Source organism: Flavobacterium frigidimaris (assembly GCF_002217275.1).
Lineage (GTDB): Bacteria > Bacteroidota > Bacteroidia > Flavobacteriales > Flavobacteriaceae > Flavobacterium > Flavobacterium aquidurense.
The window spans coordinates 26401-51657 of record NZ_MUGV01000026.1; the positions used below are offsets into that span (position 1 = coordinate 26401).

The following is a 25257-nucleotide window of genomic DNA, read 5'->3' on the forward strand; positions in this document are numbered from 1 at the left end:
AGCCTTAAAACCTCAAAAGAGTTCTTAAAAGTTGAAAAGTTCTAATTTAGCCCCGATAGCAGTGGAAATCCTTTTTTGTCCGCTGCGGCGGACAAAAAAGATTGAAACGAATAGCGGGACAGATCGTCTTATGGAACGATTTATTCTGCTTCTAAATATTTTTATCAGTTCATAATGTAGTGACTGAAAACCGCGACTGCGACTGAAAACTACTCGTAACGCAAAGCCTCAATAGGATCCAGTTGTGAAGCTTTTATAGCCGGATATAACCCTGAAACAATGGCAACCATAAAACTAGTGGCAAAAGCGGCAAAAATCGCCATCCAGGGAATGACAAATGCAAAGCTCATTGCGGCTGCAAAAGCAAAACCGATTAAAATTCCTAATACGATACCGACCATACCACCAATTTGCCCAATCAATAAAGTTTCGATAAAAAACTGAACAGATATCGTGATTTTTGTAGCGCCTAAAGCTTTACGAACACCTATTTCGCGGGTACGCTCTGTGACCGAAACAATCATGATATTCATTAAGGCGATAGAAGATCCGAGAATTGTAATAATACTGATGATCCAGGAAGCCCAGCCTAAATATTTAGTGATTCCAAGAATTCGGTTAATTAAATCGTCGCTTCGGCCAATACCGAAATTATTGTCACGAACGGGGCTCAATTTACGGACTCTTCGCATGGTACTTGTGGCGTTGTCAACAGCTTCGTCTAAAAGTTCTTTTTTAGAAACCATTACACTCATGGTGTAATTAATGTTTGGTGCTGTAAATAAAGAACGCGCGACCTGAATTGGAATTAATACACGTAAATCCTGACTGTTTCCAAATGTTGATCCTTTTTCTTTTAAAACGCCAATAACCTTAAAGCGGGCACCACGAATCGAAATTATTTTATCAATTGGGTTAACGTCTTTTAGTAAACCTTTTTCGAAATCAGAACCTACAATGCAAGAGTAGGTATTGTTCTCAATATCAAATTGATTGAAAGAACGGCCTAAACTTATTTCTAAACCGGAGTTACCAATGAAATGTTCATCGACGCCCAGCACTTTAATTTCGGGATCTGTTTTTTGATCTAGATATTTTACTTCTGCCGTTGCTGTTGCCGTAAAGGAAAGAGAAGTTTCAGTAAACGGATATTTGTATTTGTTTTTGAAAGCAACCGCTTCCGGATAGGAGATAATCGGGTTTATGATTTCACGTTTGTTTCCACCTCGATTCTTTACAGTGTTTTCGTATTGGTTGATGTTGAAGGTGTTAGCTCCCATAGAAGCGAAATTGGTAGAAACGGTATTTTCAAGAGCGGTTACAACTGTCAGGATTCCAACAAGCGCTGTAATACCAATCGCGATGATTAATACGGTAAGAATAGTTCGCAGCAATTGTGTTTTGATGGAACCAAAAGCAATTCGGATATTTTCTTTAAATAATTTTAGCATCATGACCAATTTGTCACGAAAATACGTTTTTTGTTACAAGTTTGTTTTCGAACGGACATTATTTATTTTAAAAAATCAGATATTTGCAGACTTATTTAAGTCGAAAGTTGGAAAGTCATAAAGTCGAAAGTCTAAAGAGCGAACAATCTAAAAGAAAATCTAGAAATAAATTAATTTTAAAGTTTTTAGATTTTAGGTCTAAAAGAATCTAAAATCTAAAATCTAAAATCAGAAATCTAAAATAAAAAAGATGGCTTCAAAACCAAGCATCCCACAAGGAACACGAGATTTTTCGCCTGCAGAGGTGTCAAAACGTCAATATATTATTCAGACGATAAAAAATAATTTTGAAAAATTTGGTTTTCAACCGATCGAAACGCCGTCGTTTGAAAATTCAGATACCTTGATGGGGAAATATGGAGAAGAAGGAGATCGTTTGATTTTTAAAATATTAAATTCAGGTAATTTCTTCTTCAATAAAAATAAAATTGAATTACCGGAATCTATTGAATCGTTGCAAGTTAATTCGGCAGAAACTATTGATTTGAGTCAAAGAATTGAGCTGAATAAATTCACGGGAAAAATTTCAGAGAAAGCATTACGTTACGATTTAACTGTTCCGTTTGCAAGATACGTCGTACAACACCAAAACGAAATTGAATTTCCGTTTAAAAGATATCAGATCCAACCGGTTTGGAGAGCTGACAGACCACAAAGAGGACGTTACAGAGAATTTTATCAATGTGATGCTGACGTTGTGGGTTCAAAATCGTTGTGGCAGGAAGTAGAATTGGTACAATTGTATGATACTGTTTTTACATCATTAAGATTAGAAGGCGTTACCATCAAAATCAATAACAGAAAAATATTATCGGGAATTGCTGAAGTAATTGGAGCATCTGATAAATTGATTGATTTTACGGTTGCTCTTGATAAACTGGATAAAATTGGTGAAGACGGCGTTAAAAAAGAAATGATCGAAAAAGGGATTGCTGAAGAAGCTTTGGTTAAAGTACAGCCGCTTTTTAGTTTTACAGGATCTTTTTCAGATAAAATAAATCAACTTTCAGATTTATTAGCTTCATCAGAAGAGGGAATGAAAGGAGTGCAGGAATTAAAATTCATTTGTGACAATGTGGCAACTTTAGGTTTGGCAACTGCGACATTAGATCTTGATGTGACATTAGCACGCGGATTGAATTATTATACCGGTGCTATTTTTGAAGTTGCAGCTCCAAAAACAGTTTCGATGGGCTCTATTGGTGGTGGTGGAAGATACGACGATTTGACTGGTATTTTTGGTTTGAAAAATATGAGCGGTGTTGGAATTTCTTTTGGCCTTGACCGAATTTATCTGGTTTTAGAAGAATTGCAATTATTCCCTGAAACAGTAGCGGCGACATCAAAAGCATTGTTTATTAATTATGGAGATGCTGAAGCTTTGTACGCTTCGCAGGCGATTCAGAAATTGAGAAAAGAAAATATAAAAGTGGAATTGTATCCAGACAATGTAAAAGTTGGAAAGCAGTTTCAGTATGCCGATAAAAGATTGATTCCGTTTGCAGTAATTGCGGGCGATCAGGAGATTGCGTCAAATTCTTACTCACTTAAAAATTTAGTGACAGGCGAACAGGTTTCAGTTGATTTCGAAGGATTAAAAAATGCTTTGTTGGCATAGTTTCATTCTAAACTGGTTTTTGATAGATTAGAGGATTATTTAGATTTTTGTTTCACGCAGATCTTGCAGATTCACGCAGATTTAATTTGATTGTTATGTAAATAAATCTGCATTAATCTGCCTAAATCTTTTTAAAATCTGCGTGAAATAAAAAATTATAGGTTAACTGTTTGAAGCAAAGGTTTTTGCTTCATATAGCTCAGATTTAAAGGATTTTCTTTTGAAATCTCTTCCTGAAATAGTTGCCGGGGAAGAAAAAAAACTTTTAATTTGCCGACCTTAAGTTACGGGCGTAGTTCAAGGGTAGAATAGCGGTCTCCAAAACCGTTGATGGGGGTTCGAATCCCTCCGCCCGTGCAATTTCTACGGCAAAAAATGTAAAGAATTTTGTCATAAGAATACTTTCAAAAAACATAAAGTTCGCAAAGCTATATTAATACAAAGCTTTGCGAACTTTGTGTTTATTATAAAGCTTAAGAGTAAAAAACTTTGCGTTCTTTGCGGTAAAATTTTTTCGCTTTTCAGGTTTTAGGGAGGGATAAGCATAAAAAAAGCTTCGTCTCTTAAGGCGAAGCTTTTTTTTAATATAAGGTAAACTTGAATTAATAATTATTTATGAGGCCGAAGCCAACCCTTAAATTCAATTTTGATAGGTAATAATTTAGTTTTTTATTTTGGATACCAAATATACTATAAACTATAACGTAATAGTCTTAAAATTATACTAAATTTTAAAGCGCTATTTTCGTTTTTTAAAGTTCTCATTTTTAATAAAGTGACAATTTGACATTTTAAGAGATTTGGCAGTACTTTTGCAATCCAACAGAAAGAATAAAAAATGAAGTTTAAAGATATTTTTAAAAATAAAAGTAATATGACTACGGAAAATACAGAGTTCGATCAGGAATTAGATGATGTAACGTTAGAAAACAATGCCAACGGTGAGCAGTTAATTGTTGAAGAATTAAGTGTTGAAGAGCAATTGGCTCAAGACTTGGCAAAAGAAAAAGATAAATTTTTGAGATTATTTGCCGAATTTGAAAATTACAAAAAAAGAACTTCAAAAGAGCGTATGGATTTGTTTAAAACAGCAAACCAAGAAGTTTTGTTAGCAATGCTTCCTGTTTTGGATGATTTTGACAGAGCAACTGTAGAGATCAGTAAGTCTGACGATGAAAACTTGAAAAAAGGAGTTGAATTGATTCACGAAAAACTAAAAAGCACTTTGGTAGCTAAAGGTTTAGAGCAAGTTGAAGTTAGAGCTGGTGATGCTTTTAATGCTGACTTTGCTGAAGCAATTACACAAATTCCTGCACCTTCTGACAAATTGAAAGGTAAAATTGTTGACGTTATTGAAAAAGGATACAAATTAGGAGACAAAATTATTCGTTTCCCTAAAGTGGTTATTGGTAACTAAAAAATACAATTAATACATTCTGAAAGTCAATTTTAAGAATTGGAATTTGGAGTTTATATTTTGGAATTTAACCTAAATTATGAAAAAAGATTTTTACGAAATACTAGGCATTTCAAAAAATGCTGACGCTGCCGAAATAAAAAAAGCTTACCGAAAAAGTGCGTTGAAATATCACCCGGATAAAAATCCAGGCGACAAAGAGGCAGAAGAAAACTTCAAATTGGCGGCAGAAGCTTACGAAGTTTTAAGTGATCCTGGCAAAAAAGCAAAATACGATCAGTATGGACATCAGGCATTTGATGGTTCTGGCGGATTTGGTGGTGGCCACGGTGGTATGAATATGGATGACATTTTCAGCCAGTTTGGTGATATTTTTGGTGGAGGATTTGGCGGTTTCGGTGGAGGCGGAGGCGGTCCTCGTCGCGCTAAAGGAAGCAATCTTCGAATTAAAGTTAAATTGACTTTAGAAGAAATTGCAAATGGAGTTGAGAAAAAAGTAAAAGTAAAACGTAAAGTTCAGGCAAAAGGTGTAACGTATAAAACGTGTTCGACTTGTAACGGTCAGGGGCAGGTAATGCGTGTTACCAATACTATTTTAGGAAGAATGCAATCTGCATCTACTTGTCCTACTTGTGGTGGTTCTGGACAGATTTTAGATAAAAGACCTTCTGAAGCTGATGCTCAGGGAATGATTCTGGAAGACGAAACGGTTTCGATCAAAATTCCGGCAGGAGTTGTTGACGGGATGCAGTTGAAAGTTTCTAATAAAGGAAATGATGCTCCGGGAAATAGCGTTCCGGGTGATTTGATTGTTGCAATTGAAGAGTTAGAACACGAATTTTTGAAACGTGAAGGTGAAAATATTCACTTTGATTTATATATTAGTTTTCCAGAGGCTGTTTTAGGTGTTTCTAAAGATATCGAAGCAATCAACGGAAAAGTTCGTATTAAACTGGAAGAAGGAATTCAATCTGGTAAAATATTAAGATTAAAAGGAAAAGGTATTCCAAGTATTAACGGTTACGGAAGCGGAGATTTACTGGTTCACGTAAATGTATGGACACCAAAAACGCTGAACAAAGAGCAAAAACAATTTTTTGAAAATGCTTTGAACGACGAACACTTTGTTCCGAGTCCTGAAAAATCAGAAAAATCATTTTTTGAAAAAGTAAAAGATATGTTTTCATAAGCTAAACTTTTTCAGAAATGTTTAAATCAATATAAAACCCATTCTAACATAAATTTAGAATGGGTTTTTTGCGTATTAGTACTCAGATTAGCTGTGAATTATTTACTTTTACAGGCGCAAAGCCACAATGGTCAAATTGACTAAAGAAAATCTAAAAAATCGCATGAGCAACTTACTCGAAGTACATAAAGTCGTAAAACAATACGGTGATTATGTAGCGCTTAACGAAGTTTCATTAAATGTGCCAAAAGGTAGTATTTACGGATTATTAGGTCCGAATGGAGCTGGAAAAACTTCCCTTATCCGAATCATCAATCAAATTACATTGCCAGACAGCGGTGAGGTTATTTTAGATGGAGAAAAATTACAGCCTAAACATGTCCAGACTATTGGTTATTTGCCTGAAGAAAGAGGTTTGTATACTTCTATGAAAGTGGGTGAGCAATGTTTGTATTTGGCGCAGATGAAAGGACTTTCTAAAGCGGAGGCAAAAGTACAATTAGAATATTGGTTCGATCGTTTAGGAATTCAGGGTTGGTGGAACAAAAAGATTCAGGAGCTTTCAAAAGGAATGGCGCAAAAAATTCAGTTTGTGGTTTGTGTTTTGCATAAGCCTAAATTGCTGATTTTTGACGAGCCCTTTTCTGGTTTTGACCCGGTTAATGCGAATATTATTAAAGATGAAATTCTGGCATTGAAAGAACAGGGTGCAACGATTATTTTTTCGACACACCGAATGGAAAGTGTAGAAGAACTTTGCGATCATATTGCTTTAATTCACAAATCGAATAAATTAATTGAAGGAAAACTGAGCGATGTAAAACGTCAGTTTAAAACCAATAGTTTCGAAGTTGGAATCCTGACCAGCAATGTTGAAGGTTTAATGTATGACATCACACAGAAGTTTACGGTTTCGCCAGCCAATTTTAAATCACTAAATGATGATTTGAAATTAAACATCCAAATTGGAGATGCTGCGCCAAATGAGTTATTGTATATTTTAACGCAACGCGGACAGGTGACACATTTTGTAGAAAAAATTCCGAGTGTAAACGATATATTTATTCAAACGGTTACTGAAAATAAAGTTTAGATTTCAGATTTCAGATTTTAGAGTGAAGAGCTAAAATCTAGATCGACAATCTAAAATCAACAATCTAAAATCTAAAATTAAGAATGAGCATCATTTCGCTGATTATAAAAAGAGAATTTATTGCAAAAGTTCGCAATAAGTCTTTTGTTGTCATGACTTTTTTGAGTCCGCTTTTGTTTGTAGCAATTGCGGTGTTTATTGGGTATTTGAGTTCGATGAAGGCTGAAACCAAACGAATTGCGATTCATGATGAAACAGGTTTGTTTGCCAATGATTTTTTGAAACAAAATAAGAAAGACGGAGAGTTTAAATACTTGAATTTATCTGAAATTGATGTAAAAGCTTTAAAGGACAGTATTACAAAAGAAGATTTTAGCGGTCTGATTATTATTCCAAAAACGGATAATTTAAAAGATTTAGAAAGTAAAATTGAGTTTGTTTCGAACAATAGTCCAAGCATCACTTTTATTGAAAACACACAAGATGTTATTGCAGAAAAAATCACGAAACTAAATTTAGAAAAAGCAAAACTGGATACTTCGGCAATTAAAAAAGCACAGGCTGATGTAAATATTCATTTGTCAAAAGCATCCGGAGAAGAAAGTTTGAAAGGATTAAATGAAATAAAAATAGGAATTGGTGGTGCTTTCGGATATTTGATTATGATGTTCATTATCATTTATGGAAACATGGTAATGAGAAGTGTAATCGAAGAAAAAACAAACCGAATTATTGAAATTATAATTTCATCAGTAAAACCATTTCAATTAATGATTGGTAAAATTGTTGGAACTTCGCTTGCAGGAATATTGCAATTTATGATTTGGGCTATTATTGGACTTGGATTGATGTTTGCAGCTTCGGCCTTTTTTGGCGTAAATGTAGGACCAACAGCTAAAATTCCACCAGAATTAGTGAATGCTGCACAACATGAAATGTCAGGAAAGGCACAAATGTATATCAGCGAATTATGGAATTTACCAATCGCCAGTATTCTAATTAGTTTTGTGGTTTATTTTGTCGGAGGATACTTTTTGTACAGTTCGTTTTATGCCGCAATTGGAGCAGCGGTAGATAATCAGACTGATTCGCAACAATTTCTTTTGCCTATTATTATGCCGCTTATTTTAAGCGTTTACATAGGATTCTTTACAGTAGTAAATGATCCACACGGAACCGTAGCGGTAGTATTTTCAATGATTCCGTTAACGTCACCAATTGTTATGTTAATGCGTATTCCGTTTGGCGTGCCGTGGTGGCAAATTGCGATTTCGGTATCATTATTGTTTGCTACCTTTTTCCTTGTAGTATGGTTCGCCGCAAAAATTTACCGCGTTGGTATTTTGATGTATGGTAAAAAACCAACCTGGAAGGAGCTTTATAGATGGCTTAAATATTAATTTTAAAGGTGCTAAGTTGCTAAGGTTCTGAGGTTCTAAGATTTCTTAGCTTACTCATTAAAAACCTTAGAACCTTAGCATCTCAGAACCTTAGAACCTCAAAAAAATGAGTAAAATACTAATTATTGAAGACGAAGCAGCGATCAGACGTGTTTTGGTAAAGATTTTATCAGAAGAAAATGATACCTATCAGGTTGATGAAGCTGAAGATGGGGTTGTGGGACTTGACAAAATAAAAAACAACGATTACGATTTGGTTTTGTGTGATATCAAAATGCCAAAGATGGACGGTGTTGAGGTTTTGGAAGAAGTAAAAAAGATAAAACCGGAAATTCCGATGGTTATGATTTCCGGTCACGGCGATATGGAAACTGCTATTCATACGATGCGTTTGGGGGCTTTTGATTATATTTCAAAACCGCCAGATTTAAATCGTTTATTGAATACGGTTCGTAATGCTTTAGATAAAAAACAACTGGTAGTTGAGAATAAAATTCTAAAGAAAAAAGTGAGTAAAAACTACGAAATGGTAGGGGAGAGTGAAGCGATCAGTCATATTAAATTAATGATTGATAAAGTGGCACAAACCGAAGCCAGAGTTTTGATAACGGGTCCAAACGGAACCGGAAAAGAATTAGTGGCACATCAATTACATGAAAAAAGCGAACGCGCTAATTTTCCTTTAATCGAAGTAAACTGTGCTGCAATTCCGAGTGAATTAATTGAAAGTGAATTGTTTGGTCACGTTAAAGGTGCTTTTACATCAGCGGTTAAAGACCGTGCCGGGAAATTTGAAGCAGCTGACAAAGGAACTATTTTCTTAGATGAAATTGGAGACATGAGTCTTTCGGCGCAAGCCAAAGTGTTACGTGCTTTACAAGAAAGCATGATTACAAGAGTTGGTGCTGAGAAAGATATTAAAGTTGACGTTCGTGTAGTGGCAGCGACCAATAAAGATTTAAAAACAGAAATTGCCGAAGGTCGTTTCCGTGAAGATTTATACCATCGTCTGGCTGTAATTTTGATTAAAGTGCCGCCATTGAATGAAAGACGTGACGATATTCCGGCTTTGATAAGACACTTTGCAGAGAAAATTGCTTCGGAACAAGGAAATGTAGTGAAAGTGTTTTCACAACCAGCCATAAAATTATTACAGGAATACGATTGGACAGGAAATATCCGTGAACTTCGAAATGTAGTCGAAAGATTGATTATTTTAGGAGGAACAGAAATTTCTGAAACCGATGTAAAAATGTTTGCCAGTAAATAAATTAATTTAATGATTGAATAATTTAAAAATTTAAAGATTTGGCCTGAGCTGAAATTTTCAATTTTTCAATTTTTCAATCTTTTAATCATTAAGAATGAAACTAAAAAAAATAAACGAGAAGTTACAAGATGCCTTAATTGAAAATGGTTTAACAGAAGCAAATATATTGCAGATGGAAACTTTTTCAACCATAAAAAGTGGTGCAGATTGTATGATTGTCTCTCCAAAAGGAACTGGAAAGTCGACAACAATTGTAATAAATGTAATTCAGCAATTAGTGGGTCATACAGAAGAGTCTCCACGTGCTTTGATTATTGTAGAAGACAAGGAAAAAGTATTGGCGATGGAAGCCCTTTTTGAGAAATACGGAAAATATACCAATCTTGAAGTTTACGGAGTTCATGACAAAGGCGATATGGACTACGATAAAAACTATATCTCAACAGGAGTTGATGTTTTAATTGGAACGCCAAACAAACTGAGTGATATGTTTACCACTGCCGGTTACAATGTAAACCGTTTAAAAATGTTAATTTTAGATGATGCAGACCCGATTTTGAGATTGCGTAATGAGACTAAAATCATGCGTATTTCAAACAGTATTGCCAAAACGCAACGTATTATTTTTGCTGAAATATTGACAGAACGTATCGAGATTTTGGCCGATAAATTCCTGTTTGAACCTTATTTCTTCGATATGGATGAAGAAGGAGAAGAAGAGTTGGACGAAGAAGAGGACGGAATTGAAGAGGAGGAATAAGTTTTCAGTTTCAGTCACGGTGTACAGTATTGGAATAAAAAACGGTACTATAGAAACAAGATAGTAAAATATATAAAAAATAAAATGTCATGGGATTAATGAAAGTGTTTTCAGGAAGTGAAGTTTTAGCAATTGCTTTACAGGAAAGATTAGAACAAGCGGGAGTAGAAACTACAAAAAAAGACAATATTCAATCGGCGCGTTTGGGAGGTTTTGGACAAACTGATTTAGCTGTTGAGGTATTTATTCAGGAAACTGATTTTGCGAAGGCAAACCCAGTGATTGAAGAATTCAGAATGAGTATTTAGGAAAGTCTTCAGTCTTAGTTTTCAGTCTCAGTACAGAAAACAGATTGGTATAAAGTAGAAAAAGTAATCAGTCTCAGTTAACAGTTATAATACTGTCAACTGAGACTGCGACTGAAAACTAAAAAAATATGCAATACAAAATGCTGGTACTCGACATGGATGATACCTTGTTGACAGACGATCATAAAATTTCGGAATTAAATAAAAAAGTACTTCTTGAAGCGCAGGCAAAAGGTGTTTATGTGGTTTTGGCTTCTGGCCGTCCAACATCTGCCATGACAGCTTATGCAAAAGAACTCGAATTGGATTTAAACGATTCTTATATTATTTCCTTTAATGGTGCTATAATTAGTACGGTAAAAGATGATTTAGTTTTATTTGAACAAAAGTTGACTGTAGAACAAATCCATGACTTATACGATTATAGTGTGAAAATGAAAACACACATTATAACCTACCTGGATAATGAAATTATAAGTGAAACAGATTCTGAGTATATTGAAATCGAAAAAGAGATAACGGGCTTAACTCATATTAAAGTTCCCAGTTTTAAAGATGCCGTTACTAAACCTGCAGTAAAATGTATTTTATTGGCTGAACCTTCATATTTAAAAGGATTAGAGCAAGATTTAAAATTAGCAATGCCTCATTTAAGTATTGCCATGTCAAAACCATTTTTTCTTGAAGCAGCTCAAAACGGAATCGATAAAGCAGCAAGTATAAAAATCTTAGCAGAGAAGCTAAATATTCATCAAAGCGAAATTATTGCTGTCGGAAACGCAGGCAATGATTTAACCATGATTGAATATGCGGGTTTAGGTGTTTGGGTTGATAATGTGACACCTGAATTGCGTGACAGGGCTAATGTAATTGTAGCATCAAATAACGATGATGGTGTTGCTGAAGTTGTTCAGAAATATATCTTAAATAATTATGTTCATGAAGAAGTCAATTGAAACAGAACGTTTGCTTCTAAGAGAATTACAAATGTCAGATGTTGATGGTATGTTTGAATTGGATTCTAATCCGAATGTGCATCTCTTTGTTGGTAAGAAACCAGTAAAAAGTATTGAAGAAAGTATTGGTTATATTGAAAATGTTCAACAACAATACAAAGATTTTGGAACAGGCCGTTGGGCTGTTATTCTAAAAGAAACTAATGAATTTTTAGGATGGTCCGGTATAAAATTTATTACCAATGAAATCAATAATCATAAAGATTTTTATGAAATTGGATATCGTTTTATAGAGAAGCATTGGGGAAAAGGATACGCTACCGAAGCAGGAAAAGTCTTTGTAGATTATGCTTTTAACGAATTGAAAGCAGACGCACTTTATGCGTACGCAGATGAAGGAAATGAAAATTCAAGAAAAATTCTCGAAAAACTCGGTCTGCGTTACATTAATTCATTTGAATACGAAGGAGAATTCGAAGTTTGGTATGAATTGAAAAACCCAAATTTGGTTTAACCAGAGAAATGCGTCCCAAATCTTTGTAAACTTACCTCATTAAGGTTTGCAAAGATTTGGAAAACAACTCGTCGTTTTTATTCTCTGAATTTTTTGGTATTATTTTTTAGCTACAGAAACAAAATATTTATTTCCATCACCCATAGTTAATTTTACACGTTCGTCGCAAAGATCGATTGCAAAATTTACACTTTCATAACAGCTGCAAGTTGTGTTTTTGTCTTTAGACATTTCTGTTTTACAGTTGTTGTTTTTGAAAGTTGCCAATTGTGGTGTGTACAAACTTACTAAATCTGTAGAAGCAGTAACTAAAGAAATAATACTTGCTGAATTGTTGTTTGTAATTCTATAAACAATTCTATCAGTATAATTTACTTCATTTACAGTCACTTTACGAATATAAGTATAAGCAGTTGAACCTTCACCTGGCTCTTTTACTTCAAATTTAAATCCAACCGCACGAATAGCAATATCAAATTGTGACTGAGAGTTTAAACTCGCCCAAGTTGTTAAAGTGCTAATCGATGGAAAAGGATTAGCTGCAGCCGGAGTACTAGTTTGCGCTTGCGAACTAAAAGCGGTTAAGATCATCAAGCAGATTGTGGGTAAAAATGCTTTCATATAGAATTTAATTTATAATTTTTGCCTACTCTTTCTGGTTTTCGGCCTGCCCATTTTTTATTATAACAAAACAACAACATAACGAGTAAAAAACAAAATTGTTATGCGTAATTTGTTTATAAAATAATTTAGTTTTTTTTAATGAAGTGAAAATACTTCTAAAAATTTTCTAAACAAAGTTAAATGTAAGAAAATTTCAATTTTAATCTTAAAAAAATGTATTTAATCGATAATATTTGCATTTAATCGATATTTTGTCAATTTATTCTTATTGAAATTCTTTTTTGTATTTCTACAATTATCTTGTTTTCAAAATATACTTTGTACGGATTGCTGTTTTTCAGACTGATTCAAAATATAGGTTCCGTGCAAAATGTTGATATATAGTGTATTATTGATTTTATTTTAAAGAATATTGTACGTAAATTTGCAAACTCTTCAAAAGAGATGTAAATATAATATCTTACTACTTAAAACGTAGTCTATTCCTATGGAAAACAGAAAAAAAGTTGCTTTTTATACGCTTGGTTGCAAACTGAACTTTTCAGAGACTTCTACAATCGCCAGAAACTTCAATGATGAAGGTTTCGATCGTGTCGATTTTGAAGAAGTTGCAGACATCTATGTTATCAATACCTGTTCGGTTACAGAGAATGCAGATAAACAATTTAAGCAGGTTGTGAAGAAAGCAATGAAACTCAATGAAAAGGCTTTTGTGGCTGCCGTTGGTTGTTATGCGCAATTAAAACCGGAAGAATTAGCAGCTGTTGATGGCGTTGATTTGGTTTTGGGTGCTACAGAGAAATTTAAAATAACGGATTATATTCATGACTTAAGTAAAAACGATATGGGTGAAGTACACTCGTGTGAAATTGCTGAAGCTGATTTTTATGTTGGAAGTTATTCTATTGGAGACAGAACTCGTGCTTTCTTAAAAGTTCAGGATGGTTGTGATTATAAATGTACATATTGTACAATTCCGTTAGCAAGAGGAATTTCACGAAGTGATGCTCTTGAAAATGTTTTGCAAAATGCTAAAGAAATCTCAGCTCAAAACATCAGAGAAATTGTTTTGACCGGAGTAAATATTGGTGATTACGGAAAAGGAGAATTCGGAAATAAAAAACACGAACATACTTTTCTTGATTTGGTTCAGGCTTTAGACAAAGTTGAGGGAATTGAACGTTTGAGAATTTCTTCAATCGAACCTAATTTGTTGAAAAACGAAACAATTGAATTCGTTTCTAAAAGCCGCACTTTTGTACCGCATTTTCATATTCCGTTACAGTCAGGAAGCAATGCTATTTTGAAGTTAATGAAACGTCGTTATTTACGTGAAGTTTATACAGAACGTGTAAATAAGATCCGTGAAGTAATGCCGCACGCTTGTATAGGTGTTGATGTTATTGTTGGTTTTCCAGGGGAAACAGATGAGCACTTTTTAGAAACCTATCACTTCTTGAATGAAATGGACATTTCGTATTTACACGTATTTACGTATTCTGAAAGAGATAATACTGAAGCCGCTAATATGTCAGGAGTTGTTCCTGCAAATGTTCGTGCAAAACGAAGCAAAATGCTTCGAGGTTTATCTGTTAAAAAGCGTCGTGCTTTTTACGAAAGCCAATTAGGAACTAACAGAACGGTTCTTTTTGAAAGTGAAAATAAAGAAGGATACATTCATGGTTTTACTGAAAACTACGTAAAAGTAAAAACACCATGGAATCCGGAATTGATTAATACGCTTCAAGAGATTAATTTGACAAAAATCGATGAAGACGGAAGTGTTCGTTTAGAGTTTTTAAATAAATTAGCAGAAGTGTAAAATGATATTTGTGAAATGTAAAATGGTTTATATTTCTAAAGTTTATAAAAACAGCAAAGCCCTTTTTAAAGGGCTTTGCTGTTTTTAATTTAATTTAATCTTTTTCTTAATCAATTTATAATTTTCATCATTGGGATCCTCTTTAAGGATATACATTGTATTGTTCTCAAGAAAAACTCTCTTTTGTAGCTCTTCATTATTCAATTCTTTATGCGCCGTTGGTATCAAAAAAGTTTCTATGATTTGTTTCCAATTTGAATTTTGAAGTGAATAGGTTTTCATTTCATAAACAGTCCCATTCATTGGAGCCTGATAAACTGAAAAATCTTCTTTACCGTCCTGATTTAAATCGCCCTCATTTATTAATTGAGCTGCACAACACCCAATAATGATTGGCTTTAATGTCTTATTACTAAAAAAGATTGTATATTCATCCGGAGTTCCATTTTCAACAGGATTTCCTTCCCCTTGTTTTGTCTGGTTAATAATTGCAAATTCATCTTTACCATCGCCATCAAAATCGCCATCTATTTTAGTCCCAATTAAAATTCGGTTCGTTTTTTCCTTTTGAATAGATTTTATTTGGCTTTTTGAAGTATCAATTCTTTTTGTAGTAGGAGATGCAGTAATTTCATTATTGATCTTTGTATTACAAGAAAAAACAAAAAAAGAAACAATCGTGGAATAGATAATTTTATTCATGCTACTTTATTTCTTGCTCCAATACCAACTTCAAAGAATTGATATAATCCGTATCAAATTCAATAACTCTGATTTTTTCAGGATTAAAACTTAATTCACCTCCAAACTGACCTCTTGTGTCCAGGAAATCAATAGTTAATTCTTCATCATTTAAAGTAAGTAGTTTTCCTAAGTAAGCCGATTTAGCCGATTTTTTTGAAATCTGAAAAATGCCATATTTATTGGTTAAGAAATTCACAATCGTGGCTAAATCTTTGATTGGAATAATATCTTCGGCATTTGTTTTTAAACCTTTTAAACGGATCACTTTTTCCGTGAAGGCAAGATCCTGATCTCTGTGAATTGCTTCTATATTTTTATTTTTCAGAATCACAAAACCATCCAGTATATAATCAACCGGATTGTTTCTCAAAAGAATCCAATCATCAGAATAATCAATAAGGAATCCAGTAAAAATTTCTTTTTTATCGGTGAATTCTATTGCAATTAATTGTCTTAAATATTGTTCCATCATTTTAGTTTTAGTAAAATTCCAATTTTTTAAATTCCAAATTCCAAATCAATCAGTATTTTAAATAGGGAATTTAAATATTAAAATTTTTATTTTTTAGGCTATTAGATCTTAGCGAAAGTTTTAAACTTTCATAAAGATTAAAGTACGATAGTTTTTATATTCCAATTTTTTAAATTCTACTCGTATAAGAGTTGGAATTTGGAATTTTAATATTGGAATTTATTTTTAAAATTAAGGATTTGTAGACCAAATACTGCTATTTTTAATAAAAACTCTTCGGCTTAATTTAAGTTGAGCAATCAATAATTCGGCAATATCTTCAGACTGCATTACTTTTTCAGGGTTACCATCTGTTAAGTTTAAATCTTTTGCCATGTCAGTCGCTACCGTACTTGGAATTAATGCGGAAACACGAATATTGTGTTTTCTCATTTCCTGCATTAGAGAATCTGTCAAACCTAAAACTGCAAATTTTGAAGCGCTGTAAGCACTCGTTAATGCATTTCCTGCAAGTCCTGCAGTTGACGAAATATTAATAATATCACCCGTTTGTCTCTCGATCATATTTGGAATAACGGCGCGGGTTGTATAATAGGTTCCCATTAAATTCACCTGAATGATTTTTTCCCAGGCTGCTGGTTCCAATTCCATGAATTTTCCAAAAGAAGCGATTCCGGCGCTGTTAATTAAAATGTCTATCATTTTAAATTTTGTTAGTGCCTTTTCTACTGCATTGTTTATCGAATTTATATCTGAAACGTCTGCCGCTAAAGCCAATGATTTTACGCCTAAATTAGATGCTTCGTCTGCCAGTTGATCAATGTCGTTTTGTGTTCTTGAAATTAAAATTACATTTACACCTTCTTTGGCCAAAGCAAGCGCAATAGCTTTTCCGATTCCTTTTCCGGCTCCCGTAATTAGGGCATTTTTATTTTTTAAGTCTGTCATGGTAGTATTTTTAGAAATGCAGAAAGCATCATTTTAGTAACACAAAAATACAGTTTTTGCTTCCTAAAATAATGCTTTAAATGTTTTCTTAATCTAAGTTTAACAACTTTTTTATTCTTTCAGAACCATATCGATACACATTACCGCCGCAAGGATTAATTGTCTAAGCGGACTGTCTTGGGGTACAGTTTCTTCTATCTGTAAAACATAATTATCAGCACTGGTAAAAAACTCTTTGCCCATTCCGGCCCATTTTTTATTTACTTGCGCCAATTGTTTGTTTTCATAGCTGAATTTAAAATCCCAACCCGTCCATTTTCCCTGAAGTGTCGCAACGGGTTTTTCATTTTTGTCTAAAATCTCAAATTTTCCTCCAATAGAAAGTAATCTTTGTTTAAAAGTTCCAATTAAACGATCTTTCTCATCAAAAACTTCAACAGTCGAACGAAACCACGCAATACCGCGTTTTACAGCAATTATTTTCTCACCAGAAGCCGATGTGATTTCGATATTAAAGGGCGTCATTCTTTTGTATTCTGTAAAGCGTAACATTTTGGTAAAAAATCCCAAATTGTTTTCTCTGCAATTCATTATAAGCTGATTGCTCTCGGGATTGTAAATATCATAATTATTAGCGGCCTTAAACATTCCAATGTGTTCTTTTACAAGAAATAAATTCTGATTTAAAATAGGGTTCATGAAATTTTGTTTGAAATTGATTTTGTACTAGAATAATTTTTGAAAGATTTTTCAAAAGGAAACCAAATGTAAATAAATATTGGTTAATATTAGTACTGAAGTAAAGGTTTAAATCAATTTTATTCCTCATTATTGTTTTGATTGTGCTTCTTTTTTGTCGTAATAATAATAACTCCATTTCTGCCTTGATTGCCATAAGCCGAAGTAGCTTCAGCATCTTTTAAAACTTTTATCTCCTGAATATCGTTTGGATTGATTACAGAAAACTCTTTAGAATTTATTGCAACACCATCGATAATATACAGAGGTTCAATAATTCGAGATCGTGAAGGTGCACATATTACGATTCGGGTTGTCGGAGTTGCAGGTTGAACGTAATTCAGTGAAAGTTTTACATTAGTAGTTGTATCTTTTGATTTAGTAAAAGAGGTAGATTTTATTTCTGTTTGCGAAGAATTCTTTTCAACATTTGTTTTTTCCTGTGCATGAGTTATGAAACATATAAGCATAGCAATGCCCAATGAAATAATTTTTACATTTTTCATAAAAGTGATTTTTAAAATGAATATTGGAATTAATCTTTGTCAAAGTTTTAAACTTTGACAAAGATCTCTTGGTAAGATTATTTTTTGCTGGAAGGTTTTCCGGTTTTTGTCGTAATAATTACAACACCTTTTTTTCCTTTTTCGCCATATTTTGCAACGGCTTCAGTATCCTGGAGAATAGTAATGGTTTTGATTTCCTGTTTGTTTAAAGGAGCGTATGGGCTAGTTGGATTATCTCCGAATAAATCATTTTCTGAATAATAGACGCCATCAATAATATATAAGGGTTCGTCTAAAACCACTAATGATTCTACGTTTTCCGGTTGTAGATTTGGTAATTCTGCCTGCATCATTTCATCTCTTTTTGCATCGTTGCTATGAGACATTGCTTTTCCGTTTAAGATAACCAAAGGGGTTGTTTTTTTAGCTTGTTCAGCTTGTTGTCCGGCTGCTTTTGCTGAAAAAGCTTCTCTTTCTGCCTTTTTTGAATAACCGAAATCAGCAACTTTATCTTTTGCAACTGAATTTTCGTCGTCATTAACATAACCTGAATGAACAGATTCTGAAATTGGTGCGTTTGCTTCTTCGTAAACAGGTGCAGAAATGACGGTTCCGGCGCCAACAGCTTCTGTAACTGTAATTTGCTCATTGTTGGCAACCGTAGTTTGCTGTTTTTTTATTTGGTTGTCTAAAATTTTGACAGCTTCCGCTTTCGGAACTAGTTTTGAATCTTCAACGACAACTCCATCTTTTTTAATTTCTGAATTCTGAATCACTTCTTTCTCCGTTTCATTTACTACAACTTCTGAAGCCGGAATTGTAGTTTTTTGATCTGATTTAAAAAATTGTACCCCTAAAGAAATTAGTAATAAAAGAGAAGCAGCGATGGCAATTTTTTTCCATAGCGAAATCGCTTTTTTGTCTTCTTTTTTGTCCAGTTTTTCTTCAACACGTGCCCAGACTTTTTCCATTCCCGGAAACTCTTTTTGTTCCGAGTTGTGGGCGGCTTCTTTAAATTTATCGAATATTTTATCTTGATTGTCCATGACTACTTTGCTTTTTGATAATACAATTTGTTTACTAATTCCTTCAGCTTGGTTTTAGCTGCATTCAACTGTGATTTTGATGTGCCTTCAGAAATGTTAAGCACCGCTGCAATTTCTTTGTGCCCAAAACCTTCAATAACAAAAAGGTTAAAAACAGTTTTACAGCCGTCCGGAATATGGTTTAGTAAATTGAGTAAATCTTCTTCTTCAAGAGAATTGATTTCATCTGTAAAAGGTTGTGACAGCAATTTGACATCATCAAGATACATATTGAAATTGGTATTTTTCTTGATTGTTGCCAAACAGTGATTGACGGTTATTTTTCGCGCCCAAGCTTCAAACGCTTTTGGTTCTTTAAGTTGTTCCAGTTTTGTGAAAATAGTATAGAAAGCGTCAGCCATAGCTTCTTCAATTTCTTCTTCCTTCTTTAGGTATCGTTTGCAAACGCGATACAATTTTGGAGCCATATGCTCATACACCTGACGCTGAGCCTCACGATGCATTTTTTTGCAGTTAGAAATGATGGTTTCGTTTATCACAATTGTTGTCTTTATACTAAAGAGAGCTTAATAGATAAAAAGGTTGGGAAGGCGATGAAAAAAAGTTTAGAAATGGCGTTTATTTATTTAAATATACGTTTTTTATTGTGTAGAGGCGCACAGCAGTGCTTCTACGTTATAATTAGAATAATTTTCTCCTAAATCTTTGCATTGCTCTGTGCTTTCTTTGTGAATCTCTGTGGTAAAGCTATTACACAAAGATTCGCAAAGGATTCGCAAAATTGCACAAAGTGAAATATGTTTTATGTGGAATGTTTATGGCAACGGAAATTCATTGTGTGAGACGCACTGCTTTGCTCTTTATATTATCTTCTTTACAGAATTACAAGTAGTGTAAACTTTTGTTTCGCGTGATCTTGTCATTCCGAGGAACGAGGAATCTCCGCAAGTAGCTCGACAAAGATTGGCGATTTTGTCTGCGGAGTTTCTTGCGGAGATTCCTCGTTCCTCGGAATGACATAAAATGAGGTCAATTAGTTTGTTCCTGATACCACATTTCAATTTGTTTAATTGAATCAGGATCTGTTTTAGGATTACAATTTAAGCCTAAATTTATTTTTGTTTGAGAAATATAAGAATTAAGAAAAATTATGGCAAAACCTCCAACTTCAGCATTATCATTTGAGATGTACGAAGAGAAAATATTCATGTAGCCGCAGCATTTTTGTTTAGAATGCATAATTGAGATTAAATATTGGATATCATTTGGTTTTACCCAATTTTCAGGAAATTCTCCACCCAGTGTTACAAAATTTGTTAGCCTCTTATTATATCTCTCTGTAAAGAGAGTAATAAAAGATTTTGGATCTAAATCTTTTGGTGATAGAGTTTTATAATATTCCTTTTTTGGTTTGTTTATTTTAAAATCATAAAAAAAATAGCCTCCAACTAAAAGAGTGAAGATTAGTAATATTGAAATAATTATTTTTCTCATATAAAGTTCATTAGTACTTAGTTGGCAAACTGAGGTTTAAATCTACGTTTTAATATGATTTCATCGTAATCATTATTATTGTTTATCTCTAAAATTTTAAATGACTCGACAATAATTTTGTTTTGGTCAAAAAAGTCGATCATTATTTCATCTTCAACTTTATAAATTGCAATTGTAAAATAATCTTGCGGGTATATTGTCACTGATCTGGTAGCAGGCTCCTTGCATAAAGATTCGCTACCTAATATGAATGCATTTTTGCGATAAAAAGTCCAGATAATTGATTCACAATGACTTTTATGCTTGCCAGATTTGTAATAAATAGCATTTATTGTATCTTGTTTATAATATAAACTATCGGTATTACTAAAGTTCCAGGATTGATCTGAAGACATTGTGAAACGACCATTTTTCTTTTTGACAATGCTCTCTTTTAATATTTTTTTTACTAAAGATTCTGTTATTGTGGTCTGAGCAATTAAACATATTGGAACTAACAGAAATAAACTGAAAATAATTATCTTTTTCATTTGGATAATTTACTTAACTGGCAAACTCAATTTAAAAATCTTAGTTTCCAATAATTCCGTATCATTATCTTCACAAAGCAAAAACTCAATTTTATCATTTGATTTTTTGTAAAAAGTCAATCCTTCAAATTTATTAGTTGAAGTGATTTTTTGAGTAAAATCGATTTTCATGGTTTTAAGATCTATTCTTCCAATGAAACTTCCTAAAATTTCGCCGTCATCATAAGTCGATTTGGTGTCTTCCGCAGTTGATAAGAAATAGATTTTATCTTCGACCAAAATAGCATCGGTGAAACTGGAACGAACGCCTTTAATTTTTGGTAGCTTATAATTGGTTGCCACCAAAGCAAATGCTTCGCCCAGGCTTTTAGCGTGAATGGTGAAAATGGTATTTTTGTTTGATATTCCATTGCCACGATTGAATAAATACCAATTTTCGCCATCGAAAATTGCGCCTTCCAAATTGAAGTCTTCTGGTTTTATTTCGCCGAAACTTTGCATTAAGGCATATAAATCAACTAAATCATTTTTCTGTAAGATGGTTTTCGACTTAAGATCGAAGGCAATCATTTTGTTTCGTTTGTCTGTAGAACCCGAACCAAAAACATATAAAGTATCATTATGATGTGTTACCGATTCGAAATCGGGTTTTATGTTTTTTGGAATGTTTTGTGACGGATTGTCAATTAAAGGATGATGACTCAATTGCTGATCCTGCATATTGTATTCGTATAAAAATCCGCTGTTATCGCCAATGATATAAAGTGAATTGTTATTAAAGAATAATCCTGATGCTGATCCGATTCCGATGATTTGAAATAATATTTCTAATGTAAATTTCTCCATTGAATGTTGTTTTGAAAAAGATATGAGCCCTGATAGTAATGAAAAAGTATTGCAATGAGCAGTCCCGATAGCTATCGGGATTCGTAAAATTAGTATATTTATAATTATAAAAATGAAAGATATATGAAATCTATAGATCCGAATGATTTTAAAGTTGTAAAAAAAATAAAGTTATCAAAGATTCCGACTTTGCTTGATATTGACGCAGATGAAGAGACTAAAGAAAAAAAACTGGATAAAGTTCAGGCAAAACTGAGCGACTTGCAGGATGTTATGTACTCGCACAATAGATACGGTGTTTTGATTTGCCTGCAGGGTATGGATACTTCAGGAAAAGATAGTTTAATTAGAGAAGTTTTTAAGGAATTTAATCCGCGTGGGGTTGTGGTGCACAGCTTTAAAACACCTAATTCGACTGAGTTGGAACACGATTATTTGTGGAGACATTATATTGCACTACCAGAAAAAGGAAAGTTTGCGATTTTTAACAGAACGCATTACGAGAATGTTTTGGTAACACGCGTGCATCCCGAATATATTTTGGGAGAGAATTTACCAGGAATAAATTCGGTTAAAGATATTACGCCTCAATTTTGGGAAAACAGAATTGAGCAAATCAATAATTTTGAAAAGCATATTTCGCAAAACGGAACGATTGTAATGAAATTCTATTTGCATCTGAGCAAGGAGGAACAAAGGGAACGTTTGCTTCGCCGTTTGGAAGAAGAAAAACACCATTGGAAATTTTCGCCTGGTGATTTAAAAGAACGTGAACATTGGAAAGAATATCAAAAATATTATGAAGAAGCGATCAATAAGACTTCGACAGATTATGCTCCGTGGTATGTGATTCCGGCAGATGATAAAGAAATGGCGCGTTATATAGTGGCAAAAATTATCTGGGAAGAAATGCAAAAACATACGGATATTAAAGAACCAGAACTTGACGATAAGATTAAAGCCAATATCGAAATGTATAAAAAGGAATTAGGAGCTTAATTAGCTAATTAGATAATGTGACGATTAGAAAATTAGATAATTTTTTTACTGTATTGAACCCGATTGGTTTTTGAAACTTGTCGGGTTTATTTATTATGTCTGGACTTTATATAAACAACAAAACCCGACAGACTATGAGGATCTGTCGGGTTCATACCAAAAACAAAAGAATAAATGAACGTATTTTTATAAATCAAATCCGTAGGCAAGACGTAAAGCTACCTGATTGGTTTTGAATTTGTTGTAGTCTTCGTATCGAACACTAATGTCGATATATTTGTTAGCGTACCCAATTCCTGGAGCCCATAAAAAAGTAGTGTCGTTATATCCGTTTGTAACGGCAAAACCTGCACCCACTTCACCTAAAACATAAAATTGATCTTCCCAAATGAAGGCTTTAAAACCCGCTTTTGCAGGAATAAATCCAAGGTCTTTTTGATCAACTCCATTGTCATCTTTCCCCATGAATAAGTTTGTAAAACCTGTGGTCAATGTCAACGATGTTCTTTTAGACAAATCATATTGTAAACGAACATCTCCTCCAAGAGACCAATCGTAAGCATTGTCAGTTGGTAAACCTCCGTTTAAACCAAATCCCAATCTAAAACCCTGATCGTAATTTTTAATTTCACCTTCTGGTTTTGCAGTTGCAGTATCTTGGGCGAAAGTTGTGTTGGCAGATAAAAAAGCTATAGCAGCTAGGCAGATAAATTTCAGATTTCTTGAGATCATAAAGGCATTTTTTTTTGAATTATTAATAATGTAAAAGTAGCAGTGAGGTCTTTTTTAGTCGTTATATAATTTTCCGAAATTGTTATATAATTTTCAAACGGGTGTGTTTTTTTCCTATTTCTTACTATTAAATTTTGGAATTTGGAACTTGGCTTTTTTTTGAATTTTTAATATTGGCTTATCTTTTTCAATAATACAAGAGAATCCAAAGCTTCTGATTATCTTTGCCGACTTAAAAAGAAAAGAATTGAACTTAGCGCAGTATACAAAAGAGTTTTCATATAATTTAAAGCTAGCTTATCCCGTAATTTTGGGAATGGTGGGACATACTCTAATAGGTATTGTCGATAATATAATGGTAGGGAAGTTAGGAAGTACAGAACTTGCAGCTGTTTCTCTTGGAAACAGCATGATTTTTATAGCAATGTCTCTGGGAATTGGTTTTTCTACAGCCATTACGCCAATTGTAGCCGAAGGTGATGCCGAAAAGAATGATACTAAAGTTCGCTCTGCTTTTCATCATGGCCTATTCTTATGTACTATTTTAGGATTAATGCTTTTTGGCGTAATTGTTCTGGCAAAGCCAATAATGGAATTACTTCATCAACCAGCCGATGTTATTGCATTAGCAAAACCTTATCTTGATTGGGTTGCTTTTTCATTAATCCCACTAATCATATATCAGGGATATAAACAATTTGCTGACGGAATGTCGATGACAAAGTATTCGATGTACGCTATGATTATGGCAAATGTATTGCACGTAGGTATTAATTATATGCTGATTTATGGTATTTGGATTTTTCCAAAAATGGGAATCATCGGTGCAGCTTTAGGAACAGTAATTTCAAGGATCTTTTTAGTAATGTTCATGCATATTATGCTGTCAAGAAGAAATGATTTAAAGCGCTTTTTTAAGGATTTTAGTTTTCAGGAAATTAAAAAAGAAACTATAAAAAAAATAATAAGTATTGGTTTTCCGTCCGCTATGCAAATGCTTTTTGAAGTTGTGTTGTTTACAGCTTCCATCTGGCTTTGTGGAAATATTGGTAAAACCAGTCAGGCAGCCAATCAAATTGCGTTGAGTCTGGCGTCAATGACTTTTATGTTTGCTATGGGATTAAGTGTAACTTCAATGATTAGAGTCAGCAATCAAAGAGGTTTACAGGATTTTAAAAAATTGTTGGTTGTTGCCCGTTCTATTTTTTTACTTGCAATAGTACTTGAAACCATTTTTGCGATTCTGTTTGTTGCGTTTCATAATTATTTGCCTTACATCTTTTTGAATATGGAAAATGGAGGACAATTGCTGGATAATAATGAAGTAATTACTATTGCGTCAAAATTACTTTTGATAGCGGCTATTTTTCAAATTTCTGATGGAATACAAGTGGTGGTTCTTGGAGCGCTCCGCGGTTTACAGGATGTAAAAATTCCAATGTATATTACTTTTGTTGCTTACTGGGTAATTGGTTTTCCGATCTCGTATTATCTCGCAGAATATACGCCATGGAAAGCAGAGGGCGTATGGATTGGACTTTTAGCAGGTTTGACTTCGGCAGCTATATTTCTGTACATTCGTTTTCATTACTTAACCAAAAAATTAATCAATAATTCAGTTTCAAATAGTTAAATTTGAAAAAATAAAACAGCCCCAGATTTAACCGATTAAAAAGATTATTGTCAACTTTTAATTTGCTTTTTTAAATCTGAAGAACTG

The 25257-nt window shown here is 33.5% G+C and carries 26 protein-coding genes and 1 tRNA gene; 14 read left to right on the forward strand and 13 right to left on the reverse strand.

The annotated features are described in order from the left end of the window. Positions 1-209: 209 nt before the first annotated feature. Positions 210-1454 carry an ABC transporter permease gene (locus B0A65_RS15785; RefSeq protein WP_074659192.1) on the reverse strand — a complete coding sequence of 415 codons (1245 nt, stop codon included), beginning with the start codon at positions 1452-1454 and terminating at the stop codon, positions 210-212. Between the two features lie 247 nt (positions 1455-1701). Here B0A65_RS15785 and hisS point away from each other — a divergent pair, with 247 nt between their 5' ends. The 11 genes from hisS (at position 1702) to B0A65_RS15840 (ending at position 12036) form a co-directional block, all read left to right on the forward strand. Then, complete coding sequence (gene hisS, locus B0A65_RS15790) at positions 1702-3129, forward strand: histidine--tRNA ligase (RefSeq protein ID WP_074659191.1); 1428 nt, start codon at positions 1702-1704, stop codon at positions 3127-3129. A 286-nt stretch (positions 3130-3415) separates the two neighbouring features. Then, positions 3416-3486: transfer RNA gene (locus B0A65_RS15795), tRNA-Trp, on the forward strand. 481 nt (positions 3487-3967) lie between these two features. Beyond that, positions 3968-4546, forward strand: coding sequence for a nucleotide exchange factor GrpE (locus B0A65_RS15800; protein ID WP_074659190.1), 579 nt, complete (start codon positions 3968-3970; stop codon positions 4544-4546). Positions 4547-4625: 79 nt separating this feature from the next. Continuing rightward, entirely contained in the window at positions 4626-5735 is a 1110-nt protein-coding gene (gene dnaJ, locus B0A65_RS15805; protein WP_074659189.1) for a molecular chaperone DnaJ, read from the forward strand. 163 nt (positions 5736-5898) lie between these two features. Then, entirely contained in the window at positions 5899-6828 is a 930-nt protein-coding gene (locus tag B0A65_RS15810; protein ID WP_074659246.1) for an ABC transporter ATP-binding protein, read from the forward strand. An 83-nt stretch (positions 6829-6911) separates the two neighbouring features. Then, positions 6912-8228, forward strand: a complete 1317-nt coding sequence (locus B0A65_RS15815) for an ABC transporter permease (RefSeq protein WP_074659188.1) — start codon at positions 6912-6914, stop codon at positions 8226-8228. A 106-nt stretch (positions 8229-8334) separates the two neighbouring features. Further along, a complete protein-coding gene (locus B0A65_RS15820) occupies positions 8335-9498 on the forward strand; it encodes a sigma-54-dependent transcriptional regulator (RefSeq protein ID WP_074659187.1) in 1164 nt (387 codons plus the stop codon). Between the two features lie 94 nt (positions 9499-9592). Beyond that, a complete protein-coding gene (locus B0A65_RS15825; RefSeq protein ID WP_074659186.1) occupies positions 9593-10258 on the forward strand; it encodes a DEAD/DEAH box helicase in 666 nt (221 codons plus the stop codon). 89 nt (positions 10259-10347) lie between these two features. Continuing rightward, positions 10348-10566 (forward strand): putative signal transducing protein, encoded by a 219-nt coding sequence (locus B0A65_RS15830; RefSeq protein ID WP_074659185.1) that lies wholly within the window; start codon positions 10348-10350, stop codon positions 10564-10566. Between the two features lie 128 nt (positions 10567-10694). Then, positions 10695-11522 carry a Cof-type HAD-IIB family hydrolase gene (locus B0A65_RS15835; protein WP_074659184.1) on the forward strand — a complete coding sequence of 276 codons (828 nt, stop codon included), beginning with the start codon at positions 10695-10697 and terminating at the stop codon, positions 11520-11522. Continuing rightward, complete coding sequence (locus B0A65_RS15840) at positions 11506-12036, forward strand: GNAT family N-acetyltransferase (RefSeq protein WP_074659183.1); 531 nt, start codon at positions 11506-11508, stop codon at positions 12034-12036. Before B0A65_RS15835 ends, B0A65_RS15840 begins: the two co-directional genes overlap by 17 nt. A 99-nt stretch (positions 12037-12135) precedes the next feature. Here the strand turns inward: B0A65_RS15840 and B0A65_RS15845 are convergent, their stop codons facing one another. Further along, entirely contained in the window at positions 12136-12657 is a 522-nt protein-coding gene (locus B0A65_RS15845; protein ID WP_074659182.1) for a hypothetical protein, read from the reverse strand. Positions 12658-13147: 490 nt separating this feature from the next. Between B0A65_RS15845 and mtaB the strand changes: the two genes are divergently transcribed. Continuing rightward, a complete protein-coding gene (mtaB, locus tag B0A65_RS15850) occupies positions 13148-14482 on the forward strand; it encodes a tRNA (N(6)-L-threonylcarbamoyladenosine(37)-C(2))-methylthiotransferase MtaB (protein WP_074659181.1) in 1335 nt (444 codons plus the stop codon). Positions 14483-14566: 84 nt separating this feature from the next. Here the strand turns inward: mtaB and B0A65_RS15855 are convergent, their stop codons facing one another. From B0A65_RS15855 to B0A65_RS15900, 10 genes are all read right to left on the reverse strand, one after another. Further along, a complete protein-coding gene (locus B0A65_RS15855) occupies positions 14567-15184 on the reverse strand; it encodes a hypothetical protein (RefSeq protein WP_074659180.1) in 618 nt (205 codons plus the stop codon). A 1-nt stretch (position 15185) separates the two neighbouring features. Continuing rightward, positions 15186-15695: a hypothetical protein gene (locus B0A65_RS15860; RefSeq protein ID WP_074659245.1), complete on the reverse strand. Its 510-nt coding sequence runs from the start codon at positions 15693-15695 to the stop codon at positions 15186-15188. Between the two features lie 234 nt (positions 15696-15929). Beyond that, positions 15930-16646, reverse strand: coding sequence for a 3-ketoacyl-ACP reductase (locus B0A65_RS15865; RefSeq protein ID WP_074659179.1), 717 nt, complete (start codon positions 16644-16646; stop codon positions 15930-15932). Between the two features lie 111 nt (positions 16647-16757). Further along, positions 16758-17345 carry a phospholipid scramblase-related protein gene (locus tag B0A65_RS15870; RefSeq protein ID WP_074659178.1) on the reverse strand — a complete coding sequence of 196 codons (588 nt, stop codon included), beginning with the start codon at positions 17343-17345 and terminating at the stop codon, positions 16758-16760. Positions 17346-17464: 119 nt separating this feature from the next. Further along, on the reverse strand, positions 17465-17890 hold the full coding sequence (locus B0A65_RS23665) for a TonB-dependent receptor plug domain-containing protein (RefSeq protein WP_074659177.1): 426 nt from the start codon (positions 17888-17890) through the stop codon (positions 17465-17467). 77 nt (positions 17891-17967) lie between these two features. Continuing rightward, positions 17968-18936 carry a hypothetical protein gene (locus B0A65_RS15880; protein WP_074659176.1) on the reverse strand — a complete coding sequence of 323 codons (969 nt, stop codon included), beginning with the start codon at positions 18934-18936 and terminating at the stop codon, positions 17968-17970. Positions 18937-18938: 2 nt separating this feature from the next. After that, positions 18939-19439, reverse strand: a complete 501-nt coding sequence (locus B0A65_RS15885) for an RNA polymerase sigma factor (protein WP_074659175.1) — start codon at positions 19437-19439, stop codon at positions 18939-18941. A 526-nt stretch (positions 19440-19965) separates the two neighbouring features. Beyond that, a complete protein-coding gene (locus B0A65_RS15890; RefSeq protein WP_074659174.1) occupies positions 19966-20430 on the reverse strand; it encodes a hypothetical protein in 465 nt (154 codons plus the stop codon). Between the two features lie 17 nt (positions 20431-20447). Further along, entirely contained in the window at positions 20448-20960 is a 513-nt protein-coding gene (locus B0A65_RS15895; protein ID WP_074659173.1) for a hypothetical protein, read from the reverse strand. Between the two features lie 9 nt (positions 20961-20969). Further along, on the reverse strand, positions 20970-21806 hold the full coding sequence (locus B0A65_RS15900) for a DUF6929 family protein (RefSeq protein WP_074659172.1): 837 nt from the start codon (positions 21804-21806) through the stop codon (positions 20970-20972). A 123-nt stretch (positions 21807-21929) separates the two neighbouring features. Here B0A65_RS15900 and B0A65_RS15905 point away from each other — a divergent pair, with 123 nt between their 5' ends. Beyond that, positions 21930-22805, forward strand: a complete 876-nt coding sequence (locus B0A65_RS15905) for a PPK2 family polyphosphate kinase (protein WP_074659171.1) — start codon at positions 21930-21932, stop codon at positions 22803-22805. A 186-nt stretch (positions 22806-22991) separates the two neighbouring features. On the opposite strand, the gene B0A65_RS15910 is transcribed toward B0A65_RS15905, so the two are convergent. Next, positions 22992-23537, reverse strand: coding sequence for a hypothetical protein (locus B0A65_RS15910; RefSeq protein WP_074659170.1), 546 nt, complete (start codon positions 23535-23537; stop codon positions 22992-22994). 247 nt (positions 23538-23784) lie between these two features. Here B0A65_RS15910 and B0A65_RS15915 point away from each other — a divergent pair, with 247 nt between their 5' ends. After that, positions 23785-25170, forward strand: coding sequence for an MATE family efflux transporter (locus B0A65_RS15915; protein ID WP_074659169.1), 1386 nt, complete (start codon positions 23785-23787; stop codon positions 25168-25170). Positions 25171-25257: the final 87 nt, after the last annotated feature.

Bases quoted from the DNA above. Each gene is read 5' to 3' on its own strand.
- B0A65_RS15785 (WP_074659192.1), bottom strand. From the start codon at position 1,454: ATGATGCTAAAATTATTTAAAGAAAATATCCGAATTGCTTTTGGTTCC.
- hisS (WP_074659191.1), top strand. From the start codon at position 1,702: ATGGCTTCAAAACCAAGCATCCCACAAGGAACACGAGATTTTTCGCCT.
- B0A65_RS15800 (WP_074659190.1), top strand. From the start codon at position 3,968: ATGAAGTTTAAAGATATTTTTAAAAATAAAAGTAATATGACTACGGAA.
- dnaJ (WP_074659189.1), top strand. From the start codon at position 4,626: ATGAAAAAAGATTTTTACGAAATACTAGGCATTTCAAAAAATGCTGAC.
- B0A65_RS15810 (WP_074659246.1), top strand. From the start codon at position 5,899: ATGAGCAACTTACTCGAAGTACATAAAGTCGTAAAACAATACGGTGAT.
- B0A65_RS15815 (WP_074659188.1), top strand. From the start codon at position 6,912: ATGAGCATCATTTCGCTGATTATAAAAAGAGAATTTATTGCAAAAGTT.
- B0A65_RS15820 (WP_074659187.1), top strand. From the start codon at position 8,335: ATGAGTAAAATACTAATTATTGAAGACGAAGCAGCGATCAGACGTGTT.
- B0A65_RS15825 (WP_074659186.1), top strand. From the start codon at position 9,593: ATGAAACTAAAAAAAATAAACGAGAAGTTACAAGATGCCTTAATTGAA.
- B0A65_RS15830 (WP_074659185.1), top strand. From the start codon at position 10,348: ATGGGATTAATGAAAGTGTTTTCAGGAAGTGAAGTTTTAGCAATTGCT.
- B0A65_RS15835 (WP_074659184.1), top strand. From the start codon at position 10,695: ATGCAATACAAAATGCTGGTACTCGACATGGATGATACCTTGTTGACA.
- B0A65_RS15840 (WP_074659183.1), top strand. From the start codon at position 11,506: ATGAAGAAGTCAATTGAAACAGAACGTTTGCTTCTAAGAGAATTACAA.
- B0A65_RS15845 (WP_074659182.1), bottom strand. From the start codon at position 12,657: ATGAAAGCATTTTTACCCACAATCTGCTTGATGATCTTAACCGCTTTT.
- mtaB (WP_074659181.1), top strand. From the start codon at position 13,148: ATGGAAAACAGAAAAAAAGTTGCTTTTTATACGCTTGGTTGCAAACTG.
- B0A65_RS15855 (WP_074659180.1), bottom strand. From the start codon at position 15,184: ATGAATAAAATTATCTATTCCACGATTGTTTCTTTTTTTGTTTTTTCT.
- B0A65_RS15860 (WP_074659245.1), bottom strand. From the start codon at position 15,695: ATGGAACAATATTTAAGACAATTAATTGCAATAGAATTCACCGATAAA.
- B0A65_RS15865 (WP_074659179.1), bottom strand. From the start codon at position 16,646: ATGACAGACTTAAAAAATAAAAATGCCCTAATTACGGGAGCCGGAAAA.
- B0A65_RS15870 (WP_074659178.1), bottom strand. From the start codon at position 17,345: ATGAACCCTATTTTAAATCAGAATTTATTTCTTGTAAAAGAACACATT.
- B0A65_RS23665 (WP_074659177.1), bottom strand. From the start codon at position 17,890: ATGAAAAATGTAAAAATTATTTCATTGGGCATTGCTATGCTTATATGT.
- B0A65_RS15880 (WP_074659176.1), bottom strand. From the start codon at position 18,936: ATGGACAATCAAGATAAAATATTCGATAAATTTAAAGAAGCCGCCCAC.
- B0A65_RS15885 (WP_074659175.1), bottom strand. From the start codon at position 19,439: ATGCATCGTGAGGCTCAGCGTCAGGTGTATGAGCATATGGCTCCAAAA.
- B0A65_RS15890 (WP_074659174.1), bottom strand. From the start codon at position 20,430: ATGAGAAAAATAATTATTTCAATATTACTAATCTTCACTCTTTTAGTT.
- B0A65_RS15895 (WP_074659173.1), bottom strand. From the start codon at position 20,960: ATGAAAAAGATAATTATTTTCAGTTTATTTCTGTTAGTTCCAATATGT.
- B0A65_RS15900 (WP_074659172.1), bottom strand. From the start codon at position 21,806: ATGGAGAAATTTACATTAGAAATATTATTTCAAATCATCGGAATCGGA.
- B0A65_RS15905 (WP_074659171.1), top strand. From the start codon at position 21,930: ATGAAATCTATAGATCCGAATGATTTTAAAGTTGTAAAAAAAATAAAG.
- B0A65_RS15910 (WP_074659170.1), bottom strand. From the start codon at position 23,537: ATGATCTCAAGAAATCTGAAATTTATCTGCCTAGCTGCTATAGCTTTT.